At 64.0% G+C, this 21,523-nt stretch carries 17 protein-coding genes; 10 read left to right on the top strand and 7 right to left on the bottom strand.

Features of this window, described 5'->3' with window-relative positions:
• Window positions 1-20 precede the first annotated feature (20 nt).
• A complete protein-coding gene (pglZ, locus tag OG405_RS15250) occupies window positions 21-2,822 on the bottom strand; it encodes a BREX-2 system phosphatase PglZ (protein WP_327147162.1) in 2,802 nt (933 codons plus the stop codon).
• Window positions 2,819-6,715: a BREX-2 system ATPase PglY gene (pglY, locus tag OG405_RS15245; RefSeq protein WP_327147161.1), complete on the bottom strand. Its 3,897-nt coding sequence runs from the start codon at window positions 6,713-6,715 to the stop codon at window positions 2,819-2,821. Before pglY ends, pglZ begins: the two co-directional genes overlap by 4 nt.
• A gap of 235 nt (window positions 6,716-6,950) precedes the next feature.
• On the opposite strand from pglY, the gene OG405_RS15240 reads away from it, so the two are divergent.
• From OG405_RS15240 to OG405_RS15205, 8 genes are all read left to right on the top strand, one after another.
• Window positions 6,951-7,259, top strand: a complete 309-nt coding sequence (locus OG405_RS15240; protein ID WP_327147160.1) for a hypothetical protein — start codon at window positions 6,951-6,953, stop codon at window positions 7,257-7,259.
• Window positions 7,259-8,689, top strand: a complete 1,431-nt coding sequence (locus OG405_RS15235; protein WP_327147159.1) for a hypothetical protein — start codon at window positions 7,259-7,261, stop codon at window positions 8,687-8,689. The genes OG405_RS15240 and OG405_RS15235 overlap by 1 nt, the downstream gene beginning before the upstream one ends.
• Before the next feature lie 300 nt (window positions 8,690-8,989).
• A complete protein-coding gene (locus OG405_RS15230) occupies window positions 8,990-9,277 on the top strand; it encodes a hypothetical protein (RefSeq protein WP_327147158.1) in 288 nt (95 codons plus the stop codon).
• A 143-nt stretch (window positions 9,278-9,420) separates the two neighbouring features.
• On the top strand, window positions 9,421-9,705 hold the full coding sequence (locus tag OG405_RS15225) for a hypothetical protein (RefSeq protein ID WP_327147157.1): 285 nt from the start codon (window positions 9,421-9,423) through the stop codon (window positions 9,703-9,705).
• Window positions 9,706-9,774: 69 nt separating this feature from the next.
• Entirely contained in the window at window positions 9,775-10,041 is a 267-nt protein-coding gene (locus tag OG405_RS15220) for a DUF4926 domain-containing protein (protein ID WP_327147156.1), read from the top strand.
• A 124-nt stretch (window positions 10,042-10,165) separates the two neighbouring features.
• Window positions 10,166-10,717, top strand: coding sequence for a hypothetical protein (locus OG405_RS15215; protein ID WP_327147155.1), 552 nt, complete (start codon window positions 10,166-10,168; stop codon window positions 10,715-10,717).
• A 228-nt stretch (window positions 10,718-10,945) separates the two neighbouring features.
• The gene (locus tag OG405_RS15210) at window positions 10,946-11,182 is read left to right on the top strand and encodes a hypothetical protein (protein WP_327147154.1); all 237 of its coding nucleotides are present in this window, start codon (window positions 10,946-10,948) and stop codon (window positions 11,180-11,182) included.
• A 325-nt stretch (window positions 11,183-11,507) separates the two neighbouring features.
• A complete protein-coding gene (locus tag OG405_RS15205; protein ID WP_327147153.1) occupies window positions 11,508-11,807 on the top strand; it encodes an NIPSNAP family protein in 300 nt (99 codons plus the stop codon).
• Here OG405_RS15205 and OG405_RS15200 read toward each other — a convergent pair.
• From OG405_RS15200 to OG405_RS15185, 4 genes are all read right to left on the bottom strand, one after another.
• Window positions 11,801-15,310, bottom strand: coding sequence for an nSTAND1 domain-containing NTPase (locus OG405_RS15200; RefSeq protein WP_327147152.1), 3,510 nt, complete (start codon window positions 15,308-15,310; stop codon window positions 11,801-11,803). The genes OG405_RS15205 and OG405_RS15200 overlap by 7 nt on opposite strands.
• A gap of 177 nt (window positions 15,311-15,487) precedes the next feature.
• Window positions 15,488-15,694: a hypothetical protein gene (locus tag OG405_RS15195; protein WP_327147151.1), complete on the bottom strand. Its 207-nt coding sequence runs from the start codon at window positions 15,692-15,694 to the stop codon at window positions 15,488-15,490.
• Entirely contained in the window at window positions 15,691-16,209 is a 519-nt protein-coding gene (locus OG405_RS15190; RefSeq protein WP_327147150.1) for a DNA-directed RNA polymerase subunit beta, read from the bottom strand. Before OG405_RS15190 ends, OG405_RS15195 begins: the two co-directional genes overlap by 4 nt.
• A 35-nt stretch (window positions 16,210-16,244) precedes the next feature.
• Complete coding sequence (locus tag OG405_RS15185) at window positions 16,245-16,448, bottom strand: hypothetical protein (RefSeq protein WP_327147149.1); 204 nt, start codon at window positions 16,446-16,448, stop codon at window positions 16,245-16,247.
• A gap of 294 nt (window positions 16,449-16,742) precedes the next feature.
• Here OG405_RS15185 and OG405_RS15180 point away from each other — a divergent pair, with 294 nt between their 5' ends.
• The gene (locus OG405_RS15180) at window positions 16,743-17,627 is read left to right on the top strand and encodes a helix-turn-helix domain-containing protein (RefSeq protein ID WP_327147148.1); all 885 of its coding nucleotides are present in this window, start codon (window positions 16,743-16,745) and stop codon (window positions 17,625-17,627) included.
• Window positions 17,624-17,821 (top strand): DUF397 domain-containing protein, encoded by a 198-nt coding sequence (locus tag OG405_RS15175; RefSeq protein WP_327147147.1) that lies wholly within the window; start codon window positions 17,624-17,626, stop codon window positions 17,819-17,821. Before OG405_RS15180 ends, OG405_RS15175 begins: the two co-directional genes overlap by 4 nt.
• A gap of 71 nt (window positions 17,822-17,892) precedes the next feature.
• On the opposite strand, the gene pglX is transcribed toward OG405_RS15175, so the two are convergent.
• The gene (gene pglX, locus OG405_RS15170) at window positions 17,893-21,519 is read right to left on the bottom strand and encodes a BREX-2 system adenine-specific DNA-methyltransferase PglX (protein ID WP_327147146.1); all 3,627 of its coding nucleotides are present in this window, start codon (window positions 21,517-21,519) and stop codon (window positions 17,893-17,895) included.
• Window positions 21,520-21,523: the final 4 nt, after the last annotated feature.

Here is a 21,523-nt window from a genome sequence, read left to right as displayed (position 1 = left end):
GATCGGTTCCGGATACATGGTCACAGCTCGAACTGCTCACGCAAGAGCTTGGTGTTCAACCGCAGGGTACGGCCGTCTTTCAACGGTTCCAGGACCTCGACACTGTCGACATTGAGCACCTGTTTGAGGATCGCCGCGAATCCGGCGGCCCGGGCGACCGGGTACCCGGCGCGTTGTGCGAGGGCAGTGATCGGCTGTGGCCCCTCGAGTAGAGCGCGGATCGCGGCCTCGAGTTTCGCGGCCGGTGGTTTCCGAGCGGGTTGTCCGAGTTGTACCTCGTAGACCTCGGAAGCCAGCAGCCGATCCACCAGGTCATCGGGAGCGGTTCCGGCGCTGACAATGTCGGGGGAGCCGGCCGGAATTTCGAAGCTCATCTGGTCGGTGTTGTTCTGGGCGATCTGGCGGTTCGTGGTGCGTCGTGTCTGCGCGGTCGGGACGGGCGGTGCGGGCAGATCCGGGACTTCGCCGGTCCACCAGTCCGGAGCGCGCTCGGCCAGGATCTGTTTCCCGTTGGGCGGTTTGGTGCCGAACGGGGCGTAGGCCAGGATCGGGATGGTGATCTCGGCGAGCGCGGCCCCGCCGTGGTATCCCGCTTTCTGCGCGGTGTAGCGCGAGTCGGTATCCCACAGGGCGACGATGCTCGCCCCGGATCTGCCGTCCCACACCACGCGGGGCCCGCTCAGCGTGACCTCCATTTCGCCGAGACGGTCCGGCGCGGCCGCGATGCGGTGCCGTGCGGACTCGACACCGGTGCCGTCCACTTTCACACCGTGCCGGTCGATGACGTGGCCGTGGTCGCTGGTGATCAGCACCGTCATCTCCTGGGCGGCGGCGATGGTGAGCAGCGCCTGCAGGTCGCCGATCTCTTCGATGCGCCAGTCTGCGTCGTCCGGTTTGTGTTCTTTGGCGAGCCGGTCGTCGACGGTGTTGAGCACCACCGCAACGTGCATACCGGGATCGCTCAGGGCGGTCAGCAATTCCGGTCCGAACCGGTCGCCGGAATCCACCGCGCGCAGATCATTCTTGTGGAACACCGCCGCCGTACCGGAGCCGCGGAACGGATGTTTCGGGAAGAGCCGCTTCTCGTCGTCCTGGTCACCCTGCATCAGCTTCCCTGCGAACAGTGAGGTCCGCGAGACGGCGGTCAGCGAGGGCAGCGCGGCAGCCATGGCCCTGCGGTGACCCGGCGGTGCGGGGGTGGGGTGCGGGTCGAACTCGCTGAAGTTCGCCGGCATCTGCTGAGCGATCCGGGTGGCGATGGCCGCGCTCATACCGTCGATCACGATGAGCAGCACCCGCCTGTCGGCGGCCACAGGTGCGACCACCCGATCCAGGAAATCTTCCACGGTCAGCAGCTCACCGGGAGCCGCACCCGAGGATGTCCAGCCCGCGAGGGTGCGGGAGAACTCGTAGTCGAATTCGCGCCGGAGTATGCGCACCCGATCGGCGAGCGCGGTGTACGCCATACGCAGGCCGGGATCGTCGTCGCCGCCGGCTTCGAGGTAGTCGAGCGCGCGATCGGCCCAGGCGGTATCGGTAATCTGATGGTGCAGGGCGGAAGCGACGGAATCCGCGGTCGGGTCGGGTTCGGTGGCCAGCCATCGGGTGAGGCGGGCAGCCATCACGACCCGCCGGAAGCGGGTCCGGTGATCCGGCGTGCAGGCATGCGCACGCAGCGCCCGGACCGCGGCGTCGATCTCCTCGGGTGCGTCCCGTACGAGTGCCGCCCCGGCCGCGGTGAACAGTGCGTCCAGGCCGGACCGCAGGGTGGGGCTCGCCGCCGCGGCGGATTGCGCCCCGAACTGGCGGACCAGTGTCTCGGCCTGCCGCAGTGCGGTATCGGTGATCCGGCGCGCCTCCTGCACGACGCGGTCCGGGCCGCCGTCGGGGTCATCGGTGGGGATGCGGGCCCGGGTGAGCTGGATGCGCAGATAGTTCTCGCAGGTGGTGCCGTAACCGGCGAGTACGGCGTCGAGGGCGGCGCCTGCCGTCGGTGGGGGTTCGCCGAGCCAGCGTTCCATGCGTCCGCGGGCCCGGTAGGTATCGTTGTCGGCGGATGCGTGCTGCCACAGCGCCGCGCACAGCAGTCCGTAAGCCAGGGATTCGGCGCCGTGCCCCGCCCGGATCAGCGCGGTGAGCACGCGGCCCGTCGCGCCACCCTGCTCCGCTTCGCCGAGGAACGCACTGAGCCCTTCGCATTCGGCCGGCCGCAGAGTGGTGAGCAGTTCCGGCATCCCCGGGCGCTGTGACCAGGCGAGCAGCGTTTCCGGGTCGATCCGTCCGGTCGTATCCAACCGCAGGCGGCGGATCGCGAGAGCAGCGAGCGCGTGTTCACGGCCGAGTACCGCGGTGGGAGCCGTGGCCCGCCAGCCAGTGGGACCGGCGGCGTCGAGAAGTGCTTCGCACGCCCACTCCTCCCTCTTCAGGCCGGCGTCCACTGTGGTCGCGCCGAATGCCTCTGCGACGATCTCCCACCGGTCCACCGCGTGGATCCGGCCACGGTAGGAGCGGACCAGGATCGCCGGATCGAGTTCCTGTTCCTCTGCATCGGTGAGCACCACCAGCAGGCCGCTCCGGGAGCCACTCGTATGAGTGAGGACCTGCTCGTGAACCGCGAGCGGTGAGGGGGCCACGATGATTCGGGCGCGACCTTCCCCCACAGGTAGTTCGGCATCGCCGTCCCACAAGGGTTCTCCCCGCAGTAAGAGAACCTGGGCGCCCGAGCCGTGCAGGGAGTTGGCGAGTCCGGCCCGCGTGCTCAGGTATTGGGCGATCGTGTTGCCGGCCAATCGCAGGGCGGTACCGCCGGCCGATACCGTCATTCCACCACCCGCCAGCTGATTTCGATCGTGGCACCTGGCTCCAGGGCAGCGAGTTCCGCGCTCAGTTCGGCGGCAGCGGTCCGTGCTGTCCCCCGGTGCGACCCACTGCGTCGCGGGGCTGCGGCGGGTGCGCCGGTATCGGCCGCTGGAACTTGCGGATGACTGGTGTCGGTATCGAGTGCGATATCGGTCGCCCGCGGCACTGGAGGTGCGGGCGCCGCAGCGGGTGGTTCGGCTCGTGCCGCGGCACGAGCGCGCACGGCCGCGAGTTCGGTGATCTGCGTGGTCACCGAACGCAGGGCCGCAACGAGATCGGCGGTGCGCTGATCGGTGCGTGCGGTGTTGCGCAGCGAATCGAGCAGCGCCGCACCTTCCGGACCCAGATACTCGCCCATTTTCAGCGTGTCCCAGCTCGCCTGGGCGAGGGCAGCCGCGACGGCATCGGCGGTGGCGAGGGAGGTGCCGTAACGGTCCACGCTCACCGCGGGCAGCTCTACCGCGGCGAATGTTTCGATGGTCTTCTTCGCCGCGGCCGCACCGCCGGCACCGCCCGCCACTGCCTGGAGCAGTTCTGTGCTGCGGCGGGCCAGTGCGAGCCGGCCGGTGGCGTCGGTATCGTCGAGGCCCAGGAATTCTGCGTGCTTCTCCAGTTGCTCCACCAGGCGCAGCGCCGGATCGCGGTGCCGCCCTGCCGCTTCGGTGATCTGGCGGGCAAGCTGATGTACGAGTCGTCCGCGGCGCAAGGTGGGAGTTTTGGCGCCGAACAGCACCTCGAAACGCTGCCGCGCGGTCTCCCAGACCGATTCCTCGGGGAGCGGCTGAGTACGCAGCGCGTCGGTGGCGGTGCGGATCTGATGGAGTTCGGGGGAATCCGGCAAGGGTGAGCCGCCGCGCACCCAGACCCGGTCGTCCATTTCCGCGAACGCGGCGATCACCAAGTTCTTGACGTGTGGTTCCAGACCGCGCGGGTTCGGCAGGTCGGTCCAATCGCCGAGCGAGATCACCGTCAGATCACCGGTGCTGCCGTGCGTTTGCGCCGATTGCTTGAAATGCTCGACCCATCGCCGAGACAGTTCGAAATACGCTTCCTTCTGCTGTCCGAGCCCCAGCGGCTGGGCCAGGCGCCGCATCAGCGCCCGGTCCTTCGCGGGCACCTCCACGCGCCCGTCCCGCGATTCGGCGGCTGAACGAATGTGAGTGAGAACGGTTTTCGTATCGGCCGCGCGGACCCCGGCACCGGTGCGGTCGGGATCCAGATCCGGGTGGTCGGGGAACTGGTGGGCCATCAGCTTCCCGGCGATATCGCGAATCCCCTCGCGCATGGACTGACCGATAGGCAGTGTCAGGTCGGCTACCTCGGGCAGCGGATGGAAGTGCTGTTCGATTTCGGTGGTGACATCGATCTTCTCGGCCAGTCCGTAGGCCTGTTTGAAGACGGCTTTCAGCTGGCCGCGCAGGGTTTCGCGCTGCGACTGCAGCAGTTGTTTCGCGGCGGCGCGGTTATCGGCGTTGAGATGCTGAGCGTACTGGGTGTCGAACCGGTGCTCGTCGGCCAGCGCTTTGTCGATCACCACGAGCCGGCCGAAGTCGGCGCGGCGTTTCTTGGACAGGTGGGTGGGCAGCCAGGCCACCGCGCGTGCCGGGTTGTCCTGCTGGCGTTCCCGCAGTGCCCGCATCCGGTTGGCGTCTTCGATCGGGGTGCGCGGGCCCTCGTCGTAGGGCAGGTCGATGACGATCCGCCAGCGGCCCTCGATGGTGGGTTGCAGATCGTGATCGGGGAGCGTGTCTTCGTCGGAGACGTTGCCGAAGATCACTTCGGCCACCCGCTCCGAACCGCGCCAGGTGAAGCGCAGTTCGTCACCGGCGTGCCCACCGACCTCGGTGATTCCGAGTTCTTCGATCAGCAGTTGTTTCGCCAGGCTTGCCCGGTTGTTCGCATTATCGTTCACCTGGGCGTTCGCGATCACGGAATCGACATCGACCCCTGAGAGCTCCAGCCGCACGGCCGGATTGGTCTCGGTGCCGACCTTTTTGATCTCCGGGAACCGGCCCGCCCATTCCTCCACCCGGCCCTGGATGATCCCGACCTCGGCGCCCGGGATCGGAGTCACCACGGAACCGTGGTTGAGTGCCGCGAGTCGCCGGATGGTGAGTTCGCGCAGCGCGGGCACGGTGGGGGCGAGTGCGGCGAGCAGGATGGTGCAGATCAGCCGGTTCTGCCCGATGAACTGACGACACCGCCCGGCTGTCTGCGCGTCGGCGTGGGCTCGGCCGGTCCGGTAGGCGCGGATATCGTCTTCCGTGAGTTCCTGCGAGTCGAGTAGATAGGGCCGCAGCCGGGTGCGATACAGCTTGTCGGCGGCATCGAACAGGACCTTCTTATCTGCTGTGAACGGCCGGTCGCCGCCGCGGGCGAGCTGCTCGTACAGGTCGCCCACCGGCACCAGATCGCCGAGGCGCAGATCGTCGCGGTGATCGGCGAGCAGCTGGCCCATGATCTTGAGGCCGGTACGAGACCGCTGCAGGGCCGCCGAGATATGCACCAGTGTGTCGAGGAACGCGGGGGAGAACGGGTAGCTGAGCCGGAACGACGACTCGTCGGCGCCTGTGGTGCCCTTATCCGACCCCAGCAGCGTGTCCCAGACCTGCGGGCCGAGCTTCTTGGTGCGCTCGAACGCGGCGTCGATCTGTGCCGCGGCTTCGTCGCCGCGCGGGCGCAGCAACCGTGTCCGGGCGATCTCGGGCAGGTTGCGGTCTTCGAGCCGGATCACATCGAACCGGCCGGAGGCGAGGTTCAGCGTGTCCTGGATGGAGGTTTCGGCCGCGCCGGACAATTCCTCGCCGACGAGTTCACGCAGGTCACGCTGGCGGGCGATGAAGGAGACGATCGGGATGGCCCGCCGGGTGTCACCGCCCTCTTTCAGATTGGTGATCTTCCCGGCTTCGTTCGAGACGAATTTCTGGTCGTGGATCAGTCCGGCGAGCCAGAGGATCAGTTCGTCGAGAAACAGGATCAACCCGTCGTAGCCGAGGGATTTCGCGTGCTGGGAGATCACCCCCAGCCCGGCGTCGAGCGAGACGAAGCCCTGTTCGTTCTCGGCGGCGTCCCGGATGAAACCGGGGAGCAGGGTAATGGTGGCGTCGTTGACGAGCTTGCCCCGGAAATCCTGGGGAGCGGCGGGCTCCACGAGATTGGGTTTCGGCGCGGACCGGTCTTCCCGGCCGTCGTCGTAGTACTCGGCGGCCGAGAGCGCCAGGTCGAGGTTGTCGGTGGTCCAGAACGCCGGTGAATCGGAATCCCCCCACTCGTCTTCCTCCCCACCTGCCGAATTCCGGTTGAGTGCGGCGAGAAAAGCGCTCTCGCCCATGGTTTCCCGAAGGTGACGCAGACTGGTGAACAGCGCGTCGGTGCGGTACACCAGCGGTACCGAAGCCTCCGGGTGTAGCCGTTGCACGTGGTCGACGTAGCCTCCGAGCACCCGCTGTTCCATCGTTTTGGCGCCGATCATGTGATACGGGACCATCAGGAACTTCTTGTCACCGTCGAGCAGCCAGGAGTGTTTGGTGAGCAGCTGATCGAACTCCGTCCGGCTGCGGGCGGCGGTGTCGCCGTGGACCAACGCGTAGAGCACCGCCATGAAATGCGATTTGCCGGCACCGAAGGAACCGTGCAGGTAGGCGGGTTTGGAGGTGTTCCCGTCGAGCGCCGATTTGATCAGCGAGAGCGCTTCGTCGAAGTTGCCGGCCAGCCGATCGGTCACGACGTAGTCGCGTAATGCCTGCGCCCGGTGGCCCTCGTCGGTGACCGCTTTCGCCAGCTCGAGCACGAAATCGGAGGTGCTGATCGACTCCCTGATATCGATCAACTCCCGCAACAGCGGCTGCTGAGCCATGCACTTCCCTCCCTGATCCGGCGGTACTCGGTGTGCGGAGCCGCCCCTGTGCGCGATCCCGAGCGCGTGGTGACTCGGCCTCCGTACCCGCACTGCATGGTACGTCGCGACCACCGGACGAACGTTACCGATCGTGACCCCGAAGCGTTTCGGCATCACCAACCGCCTCAGCGGGATGGCAGCAGCCGGGATATAACGCGTGATATCTTCGTGCCAGCTGCCAGAAGGGGGATTCATGCCGCTCGAAATCGACCCGGAGTCTCTGCGCGCCACCGCAGGATCTCTCGCGCTTCTTCCACTCGAGATCGACAGAGCACCACGCCTGGATGCGGATCCGGTGTCGAACAGCCTGAGAGCAACATCTGTCGGTGCTGCATTGTCGAAATCGAATGCCGCGAGCACCCGAGCGAAGGAGGTACTGAAGGCGAGGTACAACCAGTTTTCTGCTCTGCTCATGGTCTCTGCTGACACATTCAACGGCGCCGATGAAGATGTGGCCGGCCGGCTCGCGGCGGCGGGGGATATCAATGCGGGGATCCGATAATGCCAACCCCCAGCGAAGTGCGCGCACTCGATCTGTCAGGTCTTGCGGGCATCGCCGGCCGTGCCGAAAGTATCGCTGATGCGATTTTGAAGACATCGGACTCGATGTACAATGCCATTCATAATGATCTGCGGTGGGATGGTGACGCAGCAACGGCGGCCGGCGATCGAGCCGATAGGGATCAGGCGCAGATACGGTCAATCGCAACTGCCTACGACGACCTGGGATCGGCCTGCGCGGGTGCGGTTCGCGATATAGAATACCCGGTATCGGAGATAAAGTCGATCCTCAACAACTACGCTCACCCACCGGTAACCGTGGCCGACGACTGGACCATATCCGGTATCGAAGATCAGGACTCGGAAGCGGGAATTCAACTGTCTCGACTGGCAGGGCTGGTCGACTCGCTGAACTCAGCCGATCAGAAATGGGGTAAGGAGATCTCGGCGGCCAACGATCTTCTCTGTCAACTGGCACCGGAATCAACTCTCGCCGCATCGAACACGGCAATCCAAGACGCGAAGACGGATAATAGTCGCGCCGACCCGGAGCGGGTTCGCACCTCCGCTGCGGCATTTCAGCAGATGTTCGGCAGACCGCCCACGAGCCCTACGGACTGGGCAACAGCCGAAGTCCTGAACCCGAACAGCTATGGCCCGAAGTATCAAGGGGTGGGCCCTGAGATCCAGGTGGTACGGATAAATCCGGTCCCTGGGCAAGGTGTCGTCAGAGTCGGCCAATACATCGAACAGCGGGACGTGAGCAACCCTTTCCATGGGGGCGAATCCACAAACCCGTTTGCTCGGGATTTCGGTGACGATCGGTCCACCGACCCCGACTTCGATCCGGAGCACACCAGGGTTGCCACGTACATCGACTACGAGAACGGGATCGTAGTCATGCGCCAGAACCCCACAGTCGCTCAGGATGATGACGGCGGCTACGGGGACGTGAAGGTGGCCACCCCGGAGGGGCAGGTGTGGCAGAACGAGGACGGCTCGGTGAGAGTCAAGTACTCAGCGTCCAATCCCTTTGCCCCACCGGGCTCCGGAGATCTCGGTGACAATTCGGTGACCGTGAACGGTGATCTCGTTTTCACCCCGACAAATAACGGTGTCGAAGTCAATGGCACTCGGACCGATTACCCATCACTGGAAGCCTATCAGGACTTTCCCAACGGTGACTCCCGGACGGTCGTCACCGACCCTGCGGTGGTAGGAAATTCTCTGGGACCGGCAATGAACTTGCCGTTCCATCATGAGGTCGGTCCGCGCGGCGGTGAAGCATTCAGTGATTTCAACGAACCGGATGGCTGGAATCTTGAATACGATGTTCCTGCACCGGGTGGTGAAATGCCTTCTGTTTCCTTCGGCCCGGTGGAGTCGGCCCCGACCGTCCCCCCTGTGTCCTTGCCTCCGGGGGTAGCGTGAGGGGACCAATAGATCACGGCGGTGATCTCTGGCGTACGGCGACGTTGGCCACAGGTATTCTATTTATTGTGCAAGTTGTTCTGCTGCTGAGCCTGCGCGGTATTCGAGAGCGGGATTACGGGGCAATTCCGACAACCGCCTATTTCATCGTTGCAGCTATAAGCCTGACTGTTGCGGGAATAGTCCGGTGGCGGTGGGGGTCGAACCGCGGCCTGGATTGCGCGACAGCAGGTACTGCTGCACTGTGGGCGATCTCAGCTGTAACGATCTCGGTACTTTCGTGGGCAGCAGGTGGATGAGGTGATCTCACACGAGCAACGAGCTCTTCCGGAACGCTCACAATCCACTTTCGGAAAAGCTACCTGGATTACGGCACTGCTGTTCATGTTCATCAACATCGTGCCGATCACTGTTCTCCCGATCCTGGCTGTATTTTTTGCCGGAATGTACGGTATCGAAATTATTCTCGCAGCGGCGCTGTGCCTGTTTCGGGGAAGGCCCAGGCAGGTTGGGGTCGGTTTGATCGTAGCTATTGCCACGACAGCGGTTCTGTATTCGCTCATGATGGTCGTTACTTGGGCGTCATAGCTGATCAGCGGTCGAACCGCGAAACTGCCGAATGGTACTGGGCCGCAGCGACACTGTCGTTCCCGCGTTCCCGCCGGTATTCACGCTCGATTATTCGTTCGCGTTCGCGCTGGGCGCGCTGCTCTCGTCTGTGGGCGCGCCCGATGGGGTCGAATTCCTCCTGGCTGCTGAAGACCGACGAGTCCCTTGTTCCAGGACTGCTGTGGCCGGGACTCGGGGCACTATCGCTGGCGATGGTCGCGATCGGCAGAACTGCTCGACAGACCGGTATCGGACTCCTGGAGGCGGGCTTGGCGGTGCCCATCCAGCTGTGGATCTATCCGATCATGGCCGTCCTGCTGTTCGTAGCTCCCTTTGCTCTGTTGTGTGCTGTCGCGGGAGGCGCGCCCTATCCGCTGTGGCGACGGAGGCGGGAGGATAAGCGCTGACGGCTGCTGGTGCGGTCTCTCGCACCGTCCGGGCGCACAAGTGCAGCACAGAGAAACGTCAACGCTGAGATGAGATGGAGCAGCATCGTGTACAACGAGGGCGCGGTGGTGGAGTTGCTGCGTGCGTTGTCCCCGGACAGTGGGTCGTTCTGGCCGGAAGTCGGGGGACACGAGATCCTCGCAGGTGCTGTTGGCGCGGTAGTCGCCGTCTACGGAACTGCTCCGCTGGAGGTCTATTACGAGGTCGAATTCGTTGCCGAGGACGGAAGCACGCTCGGGATCCTGACATTGAGCGATTCGGATATAGCACCTTTGTCCGGGGAGGGCCGGGGCTGACGTCCTTCAGCGGGATGCTCTCACCGGAGAAGGCCCGGCGCAATCCCGGACTCGTCGCCGACCGGCTACTGCGTGGTGAATCCACGGTTCTGCTTGGGAAATTCGTGTATCACGGTCACCACAAGTGGTCGGGGCCTTCTTCTGCGCGGCTGATCATACGGGTGAAAGCGAATCCGAAGCGAATTATTCGGGAAAGTATTCGGAAACTGATCGGAGGGTCTCTGCCGCTTCGACGCGGGACGGCGCGGTCAAGCGTGGCGTCGGTGCGGCTGTGCAGGTGCTCCTCGTCGGAGTTTCGGGGCACGAACTGGTTTGTTCATTTAGGGATGCTGGAAGGGATGAGCATCCTACACCTGGTTGGTTCGGTCCGGTCGGCTTCGTGACCGTAGTCGTGATGTTCCCCGTGCTGTTCGTTGTGGTATCTGTGGTGGGCGGTTCCGACAGCCCAGGGTGGCCCTTGCCGGCCCTGGCGGGGATGGTTTTCGGTGCAATCCTGTCCGTGCCCCGTGGTGTCGTTCGGCAGATCGGAGTGGCGCTGGTTGTGGCAATATCGGCGGTTGCAGTGCCGTACTCGGTATATCCGATTCTCGCGGTCCTGTTGGTTACCGTCCCCGTCGTCGCGGTCTGCGCGGTTGCGGCCGGAATCCCCTATTTGATTTCACGTCGTCGACGATGACCGATCGCCCCGCGGGATGCTGCCGGATCGGCACGGCCGGTCGGTGGCGGGCCGGTGAGCCGACTTTCTCGCGCCATATCTGGACCGGCGTACCACGAATCCGATTCCTGGGTTGGGTGATTCGAGGATAATTGCGTAGGCTGTGGAAGCTCAGCGCCGAGTCCTCCTCCGATCTGTAGCCAAACGACGCACTACCGGAGTGCACTGGACAGATCGGAAAGGACAGGTATGAGCGAGAAGAAGCCCGGCGACCGCGAAGACGGTGGACGGGTAAGGCGGGATCTCGTGACAGCGGTTATCACTGCCGCGGCATCGGCAGCCGTTACGGTTGCGGTGACCACGGGGGTGTCCGTACTCGGGAATCTGCTGGTACCGCTGATGGTCGTGCTGGCTCCATGCCATAACGACCAGCAGCCCGTCGACCCGGGTCTCCGAGTCGACGGTTGCCAGGCGGTTCTGACCTAGCGTTCTTTTGCCAGACCAAGGTCAGATACAGCCCCGGCCACTCCCAGTGGCCGGGGCTTTCCTTATTGCGAGGCAACTATACGTGCGAAAGCGAATCAAAAGCGAATCTAATCGGAAAGCCAGCGGAAACGAATCGGAAGGCGACCGGTGGCTTGTGTCCCGGCGATCAGCCGGGAGAAGGAGTGCGCGATGTCGGCTGCCGGGGTTGCTTGATGTAGCCCAGTCCCACAAGCAGCGGTCACGTAAGGTGGCTCATCTCAGCCTGGTACAGGACGAGCGACCGCGTGTGGTCGTAACGAACTGCGATGGTGGCGAAGGGACGGATATGCCTCGTACGACGCAACTGCGGACCTACACGATCCGGGATGGGCTTCTCGACGAGTGGGTCCGCAAGTGGCGGGATCTGGTGGTGCCGCTACGGCTCGAACTCGGTTTCGAGATCGGGGGAGCTTGGCTCGACCACGAACGCAGCCAGTTCATCTGGCTGATCTCCTACGAGGGCGAGGACACGTTCGAGGAAGTGAACGAACGCTACTGGGCCTCGCCGAAACGGGAAGCGCTCGGGCTCGATCCGGCGCAGTACCTCGTCGGCCGTGAGGTGAGGGTCGTCGATCCGGTTCAGTGAGCTGGAAGCAGATGCGCCGAACGTTCTTCCGGCGTCAATGGTCGATATGCTCGCGCCCTGGCTCGGACCCGGAGTTCCTCCAGGTCTACGTCGACCGGCCAGATGCGCGCCGTGCTGTCGAAGGATGCGGTGATCACGTGGTCTGCGGAGGACATCCACTCGACATCGGTGATCCGGTCCCGGTGGAAGCCGATGACTCCGATCTCGTGGTGTGTCCGGGCGTCCCAGAGGCGGACAGTGCGGTCGTAGGAACCCGTCGCGATCCGGGTGCCGTCGGGCGACCACGCGACACCTTTGACCCTTGCGGTGTGTCCGCGTAGGACCGCGGTCGATTCTCCTGTCGCCCTGCTCCACAGCCGAGCGGTGTGATCGGCACTGCCGGTGACCAGGTGCGACTCGTCGGGCGACCAGGCGACGGAATCGAGCCAGTTGCCATGCCCGACGAGGGTTGTCACGAGTTCGGCATGCGGGCCTTCGGGGGTTGACGTCACCCGCCACACGGCGCCGGTGCGGTCGTCCGAGACCGTCGCCAGGTACTGGCTGGTAGGCGACCATGCAAGTGCGGTGATCCAGTCGGTGTGGTGGTTCACCCGGACCGATGCGGGCGAGGGCGTCGAGAAGGCGATGTAGAGGCAACGGTCGTGTCCCGCGTAGGCGATGTATCGGCCGTCGGGGGACAGTTGAGCGGCTTCGCAGATCATCTCGGTGTCGATGGTGGCCAGGCGTGTCCATTCGGTGTCGGCACGCCAGAGGGCGACTGTCGAATCCTTGGCGCAGGTGGTCGCGTATTCCGGTGTCGCCGAAATATCGAGCACCGGCTCGAGGTGATGGGCGACCTCCCGTGACGGTTGTTCCGCCGCCGGATCCGATTCGCGGATCGTCGCGTCGGCACCGACGGTGACGACCGAATCACCCTTGGGCACGGCGCGATACACAGGCCCGCGGTGCCCGGTTACCTGGCGGCTCTCGGCTCCTCGCGGGGAGAACGCCCACACACGTGCGGTCCCGTCGGCTCCACCGGTCACCAGGGCGGATCCGTCCGGAGCCCAGCGGATCGCCCACACATCACCGGTATGTCCGCGCAGGACGAACTTCTCCTCGGCGTTCAGCGGGTTCCAGACACGAGCAGTCCCGTCGGCGCCGCAGGTGGCCAGCATCGAACCGTCCGGTGACCACGCGCAGTTCCACGCTCTGTCCTGGTGACACCGCAGCAGCATCGACTGGGCTCCGGTGACCGCGTCCCAGATTCGCACGGTTGCATCCCCACTTGCCGAGGCGAGTCGTGTGCCGTCGGGGGACCAGGCGACGCCTTCGACGAAGTCCTCATGTCCTTCGAGTACGACGGCGGTGTGGTCCGCCAGGTCCCAGATGCGGACTGTGCGGTCGTGGCAGCCGCTGGCCAGTCGCGTGCCGTCGGGACTGAAGGCCAGCCCGAGTATGTTGTCGGTGTGCCCGGTGAGTTCGGCGTGCAGGGTATAGAACTCGGTGTTCCAGAGCCGGATCACACGGTCCCGGGATCCGGTGGCGATCACTGTGCCGTCGGGAGACCAGGCCACGGCCCGGGATATGTCGTCGCCGGCCGCGAGTTCGGCCAGGACTTCGCCCGTTGTGGTGTCCCATATCCGGGCGGTCCGGTCGCGGGAGACCGTGACCACGCGTGCCGCATCGGGTGACCAGGCGACCATTTCGACCATGCCGCGATGCCCGTCGAGGGTTCGGATGCACTGTCGTGAGTCGGCCGACCACAGGCGTGCGGTGCTGTCACGCGATGCTGTCGCGATGAACCGGCCGTCCGGCGACCAGGCGACATTGCGCACGGCGTCGGTGTGCTGGTCGAGCACACCGAGAAGCCGGTGATGTGCCAGCACAGCCATCAGCGCCCGAGTGGCGACCGGTGTCGGCGGGCATTCGGCCAGCGCGGCAAGGCACAGCAGCACCGACAGATCGGGGTAGTCCTCGACGTGGGTCAGCACGTATTCGCTGATCCCCTCCGACACTCTCCGCAGGAATGCGGCGTCCCGGCGGGCGGATTCTTCGACGAAGGCCGTGACGGCTGCCCCGGCCAGTGCCGGATGGTCGCGGATCCACTGCTGAGCCGATTCCAACCGGTCACCGGTGAGCAGGTAGTCGGGGTTGCGTCCGGCTTGTTCCCAATCACCGGCCCACCGTTCCAATTCGGCTCGGCGGCGGAGTTGTTCGGCGCGGGCTTCCACTTCTTGGCGCAGCGGTACCCACTGGCGGAACAACGCTTCGTGCGCCGCCTGCGCGATCGGCCGGCCGTCGAGAGTTCCGGTGACCAGCAGACGCGCATCGACGAAAGCGTCGATGATCTCGCGCTCCTCGGACCCCGCCGCAGGGAGCGGTACGCGGCGCCGGTACGCCTGCTCACCATCGATGGTGACGAACTCCAGCAGCGTCCGGAGGATCCGCGGCGCCGCGTCCGGTCCTCCGAGTCTGTCGACGGCCTCGGCGGCCTGACGCGACAGCGAACCGGCCACACCCCCGAGGCGCTGATAGTGCTCGAATGTCGCGCGACGGGACGGCCCGGCGGCGAGATACAGCTCCTGGAGCAGATATGCGAGTAGCGGGAGCGCATCGGCGGTGGCGGCGTCGGAGAGGATCCGGTCGACCAGTCCGGGCGCGAATTCGAGACCCACCAGCTCCGCGGGCCCGGTGATGGCGGACCGCAGCTCCACGTCGGTTAGCGCACCCAACGCGAGTGGGCGCCGGAACAGCCCGGCGTACGGGGTATCGAGGAAATCGCCGAGATGCTCGACGCGCACCGTCAGGATCACCCACAGCCGGTGGTCGTCGCGCACGGCGGTATCGACGCAGCGCAGAAATCGTGCGCGTTCCTGCTCGCCGGCCAGCGTGAACAACTCCTCACCCTGGTCCACCACCAGCAGTGTCTTCGACCTCGGGTGCCCGGCGTTCTGCCGGACACGGGCGACCATGCCTGCGAATGCCTCGCTGTCATGGCGCAATTGGGCGGCATCACCACCCGCGGCGCGGGACAAGGCCGCGACCGGGTCGCTACTCGGCGTCACAGCGGGTAGCACCGTCCAGCGGCGTTCGGCCAACCGCGGCACCACCCCTGCCTGCACCAGTGATGATTTTCCGCTGCCGGATGCGCCCACGACGACCACGAACCGGTCCCGGCCCGTGCCGTGCATCCGGGCCACCAGTTCCTCGGTCTCTTCTTCCCGTCCGAAGAACACTGCCGCTTCCTCGGCGGTGTAGGAGTCGAGGCCCGGATAGGGAGCGCGGGAGGGATCCCACCGGCGGGAAAGGCGGCGCGGGTGTTGCGTTCGTACGGTCAGCACGGTGGCAGCGATGAGTACCAGCAGCAGGACGATCATCGCGGGTCCGGCGTATTGCTGGACGAGACGCAGTGCGAACGGGGGCGACGGCTGGTTCGTGGCGTAGTTGGTCGCGATCCCGAGTAACGCCGTCGCCAGCACCAAGAGCACCTGCAGGCTACCTGCGAGCCGTGGCTGCCCCATATCCCACGTTCCTCCCCACCGCGCCGGAGTCGGGGTAACTCTACCGTGGGAGGGTCGAAAAGTATTGGGAGTGAGCGTGTTCAGTGCCGACCAGGGCGGTGGAGACGTTGAGCCGGCCGGCTGGCATTTCGCACGGGCCCGTCATGACAATTCTGGGACACGCAGGTGGCTGTGAGTTCAGTGGTGGAGGTAGAGGCGTTCATTGGGGAGGCGGGGGAGGCCGGTGGGGCGGCCAGGGACGATGGTGGCGGCGTCGGAGTGATGGTGGGAGCGCCATTCGTGGAGGAAGTGGTGGGCGGTGTGGCAAGCGGCGTAGTCGAGGCGCAGGTCGTGCAGGTGGATGCTGAGGTGGAGGTCGGGTTCATGGGGGCGAGGTGAGGTCATGGGCGGGGTCCGGGGGTGGGGGTGCGCAGCCAGCCGGTGCGGGCGGTGCAGGCGCGGAGGGAGTCGAGGACGATATGGCCGGAGGGGCGGAAGGGGTTGTGGGGGAGATGGATCCAGCGGCGGAAGTGTGCGCCGCGGTCGGTGGGTGAGGGGAGGGTGAGGGTGGTGCCGGGGTGGGTGAGGGTGATGTGGAGGCGGAAGAGTTCGGTGAACAGGGCGGTGTCGTCGGGGAGGTCGGGGCGGATGAGGAAGGTCCAGCGGCCGGAGCGGGGGTGCGCGAGGACAGGGGCGAGGTCGGGGATGGCGTCGTGGCGGTGGCAGTGCCGGAGGTCGGTGTGGACGGCGTGGGCGAGGGCCGACGGCATGACGAGGGCGGCGATGTGGTCGGCGCGGACGGTGATGCGGCCGAGTTCGGGTGGGTCCAGGCGGGCGGGGAGATCGCAGACTCGGCGGTAGAAGACGCAGCGGGTGTCCGGGGTGTCGCCGAAAGGGGCGGGGGTTGTCGGGTCGGTCATGGGCGGATTCCGGTCGTGTACTGGGCGGCGGTGGTTTAGCGGGGGCAGTCGTGGCCGGCGTGAGCGGCCATGAGCTGGTGGGCGTAGGCGTGTCCGCGGATGGGTTCTCGGGAACGGCAGTCGTCAGTGGGGTGTTCGTCGGGAAGGGTGCGCAGTCCGTCGGCGAGGCGGCGCAGGATCGCCGGGTCGTCGGTGACCCAGGATTCGCGTGTGTGCCAGAGGCGCAGGGTAGCGGCCATAGCGGGATTGGACGGTTCACGGGTGGGCAGGGGCGGAAGCTCGGGACGCATAGGTACCTCGATGTTTTCGGCTGGGAACAGAGGCGGGCGCTCGATCCGGCGCGAAGCGGGAACGAGGTGGTGACAGCGGGAGCGACTCGTACGTTGTCCTCCCGGCGTAATGCCAGCTCACCACGGTGGCGCAGGCACGCCAATAACCTCGGTGAATACTCGAGGAAACTTGTCCATAGCCGCTGAGCACCGATTACTGTGAATCCCGGGGAAATTCACCGTGATAGAGGGAGGGCGTGTTCGATGTCGGGTTCATCAGCGGGTTCCACGGTTCCGCGACGGCAGTTGGGGCGGCACCTACGCGAGTTGCGCACCGGGGCGGGGTACACGATCGCCACGGCGGCGGATCTTCTCCAGTGGAGCCCGAGCATGTTGCAGCGGGTGGAGAAAGGGCATGTGGACAAGGTCCGCGATGTGGACGTGCGGGAGCTGTGCCGGATCTACGACGCGGAGCCGGAATTGGTGGAGGCGCTGGTCGGGCTTGCACGGCAGGCGAATACGGAGGAATGGTGGCATTCCTACGGGGATCTGATCCCGGAGAACTTCGACGTGTACGTCGGGCTCGAGACGGTTGCTACCGATCTGACTGTGTACCAGTCCGAATTGGTGCCGGGTTTGTTGCAAACGGCTGACTACGCACGAGCGCTGATCCGTACCGGGCACCCGAGCCGTAGCGCTGCCGAGGTCGATCGTCGCGTGCAGATGCGTATCAAACGCCAAGCCCTACTGAAACGTTCGGTTCGGCCGGTTCAGTACAACGTGGTGTTGCACGAAGCGGCATTGCGGCGGGCTGTCGGATCTCGCACGGTCATGAGCGCCCAGCTCAAAGCGATCGCAGACCCGAGCACTCGACCGAACATAAGCATCCGAATGCTGCCGTTCGCGGCGGGCTATCCCACTGGTGACCAGATCGGGTCGTTCATCATATTGGATTTCGGGCCGGGCGGGAAGGGAAATCAGGTCGAGCCCCCGGTGGTCTATGTGGAAGGTTTCACTGGAGACCTATACGCCGATAAACCGCTGACGGTGCGCCGGTACCGTGATGCATACCAGGTCATCCGGGGTGCAGCCCTGGACGGACAGGACAGCCGGAAGAGATTCCGGGATCTTGCGAAGGAGTTTGTATGAACGTGGACATGTCCGGGGCCCGCTGGTTCAAGAGCAGCCGCAGCGGTGCTAGTAAGGAATGTGTCGAGGTAGCCCACCTGCGCGGTGGAGAGGTCGGTGTCCGCGACTCCAAGAACCCTACTGGCCCGGCTCTGGCCTTCGCCGCTGATGAATGGGATGCCTTCACCGGCGCGTTGCGCCGTGGCGATTTTTGACGAACTGTTCCAACGACGGCCCGCGCTCCGCCATGGAGCGCGGGTCGCCTTCCGATACGTACAACAGATGGTCAGGCAGTTTCGGTGGCGGTTTTCTTTCTTCCGCCTCGCGCGTGGCTCGCCGCCGGTGGCCGCCAGGCTCGCAGGTCGTCGTCGGTTAGGCCGTGTTCGCCCTGGATGGTGCGGCGGTGGGAGGCGAGGAAGGCTGCGGGGGAAAGGCCGTAGGCGGGGTCGACCTCCGTGTGCCACTGGTCGAGCCAGGGTTGGAGTTCGAGCAGGGCGGTCAGAAGTGGGGTGATCTCCTCGGTCGGCAGTGCGGTGTTTGTGAGGTGGGTGGCGAGGGCGAAGGCTTGTTCCCGGTGGTCCCAGCCGGCCCACCCGTACAGGTCGGGGGTGGGGGTGTTGGCGGTGGCGTAGGAGATGAAACGTTCCTTGGGGACGTCGAGTTTGCCGCGTGCCTGCCAGTAGGAGGTCCGTATGAAATCGGCGGAGGTGTATTTCGGCGGGACCGCGATGGATTTGCGGATTTCCAACCTCTTGGCGCCGTCGGGTTCGCGATCCTCGGCGCGCTGGAGGTCCCAGACGTGTTCCCAGCCAGCACGCTTCTTCAAGCCGGACGGCTTGTACCGCAGCGCGGCGACCGCTGGAACGTGTTCCGGGGTAATCAAGTCCGAGATTACCTTTTTCAGGGCCGTGTGCGGAGCGTACAGGGTCGCTACCGAGACGAACTTCTCGTCGCGAGAAAGTCGATCGGTGAGCCGTGGCAAAGAGGCAAGTTGAGGTTGGTCGAGCTGGTCGAACCAGACATCGCGGCATGCCATGCGGTTAAGGAGCCAGGACCGAAGGGTCCTATTCTGTCGTGTGTCCCAATTCTCAGAAGTCCAGCGTCGCTTATACTCTGGGCGCTCGATCATGCGTATCGCCAGGTTGGACTCGATGGTGTCGATTCGCCGCTGTACCACCCGCTTGTAGTGCCTCGACCAGTGCGAGGGCAACTCGGTGATGGCAACAGAGTCATGACGCTTAAACCATTCGTCCGATGCTTCGCCTGCGGCAACCTGTCGCGCGAGTACTATCTCGAATGCGCGTTCACCAAGCTTAAGTTCTGGCAAGTCATCTCGCGGGGCCCGCAAGTCTTCGTCGTTCAGGTGGTAAATTGCATATGTATGCCAGTCGAGTTCTTCTTGGAGAGTTATCATTTGGCGTTGGAATGAGTCGAATTTCGTACGTGCTGTCCGCATCGAGTGGGCAGACGGGATGTTGACGCTGAAAAGATTTTCCGGATCTAGATCAGTCATTTTCTGGGCAATCTTGTCCAGCTCGGCAGGTATACTGCCTGGTAAAGTATCGGGGACTGGGAAGTTCTCAATGCTACCACTGGAGAATTCATATCGCTCTGACCAAGGGTGAATACTAACGCGTGCCCCTGAGCTGCCCATTGGATCACCGCCCTTGGGGTATCCGACCATCTTTAACCAGAAGCATGCCGTCGAGCTATTGAGCAGGCCTAGCAATCCTATATGCTCTGCTTCGCTTACTCCTTCATGCAACTTGATTACTGGTGCAGTCTGTTTGAAAACCTTCCCGCCTCGATCGAGAACGAAATGGTTATGGGTAGCCATGAATGCAAAAGCAATAGAAAGTGGAATTTTTAGCTTGCGGCTGGTCAAGCGGCCGTATTCCGACCACATGAGCCCGGTGTCGATCTTGGTCTTACCGCCAAACATTAGACTTCTGGATATTGTGGTTCGAGCTGGCCACATGTATTTGAGGAGTTCAGGGGATGATCTAATATCAACGGCTTTGAATTCTTTATCGTATGGGAACACGGCATCATCATGTGCGCCCTGCGACCAGTCGCGAAGCTGGTCGCCGGTTACCATCGACCTCCGGTATTCTCGGGGTATTCGCCATTGATCGGCACTTTTGATCGACAAGATGTAGAGGTCGTCCTCCAGGGTAAAGCTAGTGATTCCAATCGATTCGCAGTTGTATTTCAGTGAGGTGGATGACGCCTTCTCGATTTGCCTTACCATTTCAAGGCCGTCGGCGAGAAGGATCCAGGGTTGCTTTGCGAAGTATTCTTTGCGGTCAAGGTCTCCGACCGAAATCCATTGACTAACTGATCCTGGGAGGTCGATTTGATTCTTAATTGCCTGCCAGACGACACCATTCTCTGCTTTTTCGGGTGTCGTTGGTTCGCCTTGTACACTCCGGACCGTGCGTATAGTCGGTCTACGTTGCCTGTTGGTACGCCGAGTACCGATTAAAATGATTGTTGGAGTGCCATGTCCGGGAATGTAGGCGCCTGATGTATCGATTACTTCGGTAAGTTCGACGCTGCTTGCGAAGTATCCTTCGATCAACTTTGTGCCGAACTCGCGTTTCATGAATGAGTTCGCGGTAATCTGTCCAACCTGGCCGAATCCGATTCCATCGTCGTCCCCCTTCTTGCTGAGCTCAAAGAATCGAACTGCGAATGGAACAGACAATGCGTACTTTCCCGAGCAGACGTCCTTATAGATTCGACGGTATTCGCTATTGAGATTGCGATCTTTTGGGGTTATGTACGGGGGGTTTCCGACAACGACATGATATCGCCCGTTTTCCAATATCCGCGGATGCTCACTAACGTCTTCGGTGCTGAATGAGAACTCGGCAAACGGGTCACTGTTCTCGCCGATCAAGGTCAGCTCCCGGGATTGAATTAGCGAGTCGCCCACAGCGAGCTGGATCGGCCATTCGTATTGCGCACTCAAGTCCAGAGTGCGAACGTTTGCCGCTGCCATAGCAGCGACTAATAGCCTAAATCTGGCGATAGCGACGGCAAACGGATTGATGTCCACTCCGTGGACCGATTCCAGTGCACGTCGAACGCGCTCGTGCGGATCTTTGGCGGGATGCATTGTGGACCACACATGAACAAGACGCCGAAATGCTCCGAGCACGAAGTGCCCCGACCCGCACGTCGGGTCGATCATCTTCAGTTCCTCGAACCCGAACTCCCGGATAGCCGGCGTCATCGTTCGGTCGAGAATGAACTCCTCCACGAACTCCGGTGTTTGCAGCAGCGCGTAGTTCTTGCGGATGTCTTCGGAGAGATCCTGGTAGAGGTCGCCGAGGAATCGCGTATCCCATCCGTTGACCCCCTGCTCATCCAGCGGATCGGTGAAATCGTGTACCAGCACTCCGTGCTCGTCCCGTTCCCGCCAGAACTCGATGAGATCCCGGGCCCCGTCGTGGGAGAGCGGAACCTGGTAGAGCGCATTGTGGGCCGGGTCGAAGAGCAGTTTCCCCGCCTGCCCCGCCCCGAGTTCGGCGAAGGCGTGTTCCAGCCAGCCGCGGTAGGTGGGGTCGGGGTCGGTTTCCACATAGGCGTCGTAGCGGGCGAGGGCGAGTTCGCGGCGGTCGGGGGTGGGGCCGGTGAGGTAGGGGTCGGCGATGAGATGGTTGTCTTCGCAGAAGCGGACGAAGACCGTGCCCAGGACCCATGCCACTGCTACCTGGGTGCGGCGTTCGTCGAGCCAGGAAGTTTCGGTGGCGGCGGTGCGTTTCAGGTCGCGGGCGCGGGCCCATTCCGCGTGCAGGCGGGCGCGGGTGTCGGCGAGGGCAGGGTGTTTCAGTTGGGCGTCCAGATCTTTTTCGGCTGCCGCTACCTGCTTCTTCAGGTCGGCGAGCAGGGCGGCGCGATCGATCATGGGC

The sequence above is a fragment of the Nocardia sp. NBC_01329 genome, from assembly GCF_035956715.1.
In the GTDB taxonomy this organism is placed as follows: Bacteria; Actinomycetota; Actinomycetes; order Mycobacteriales; family Mycobacteriaceae; genus Nocardia.
Note: the sequence above shows the minus strand (reverse complement) of the source record. Positions and strands in the feature narration are given on the sequence as shown.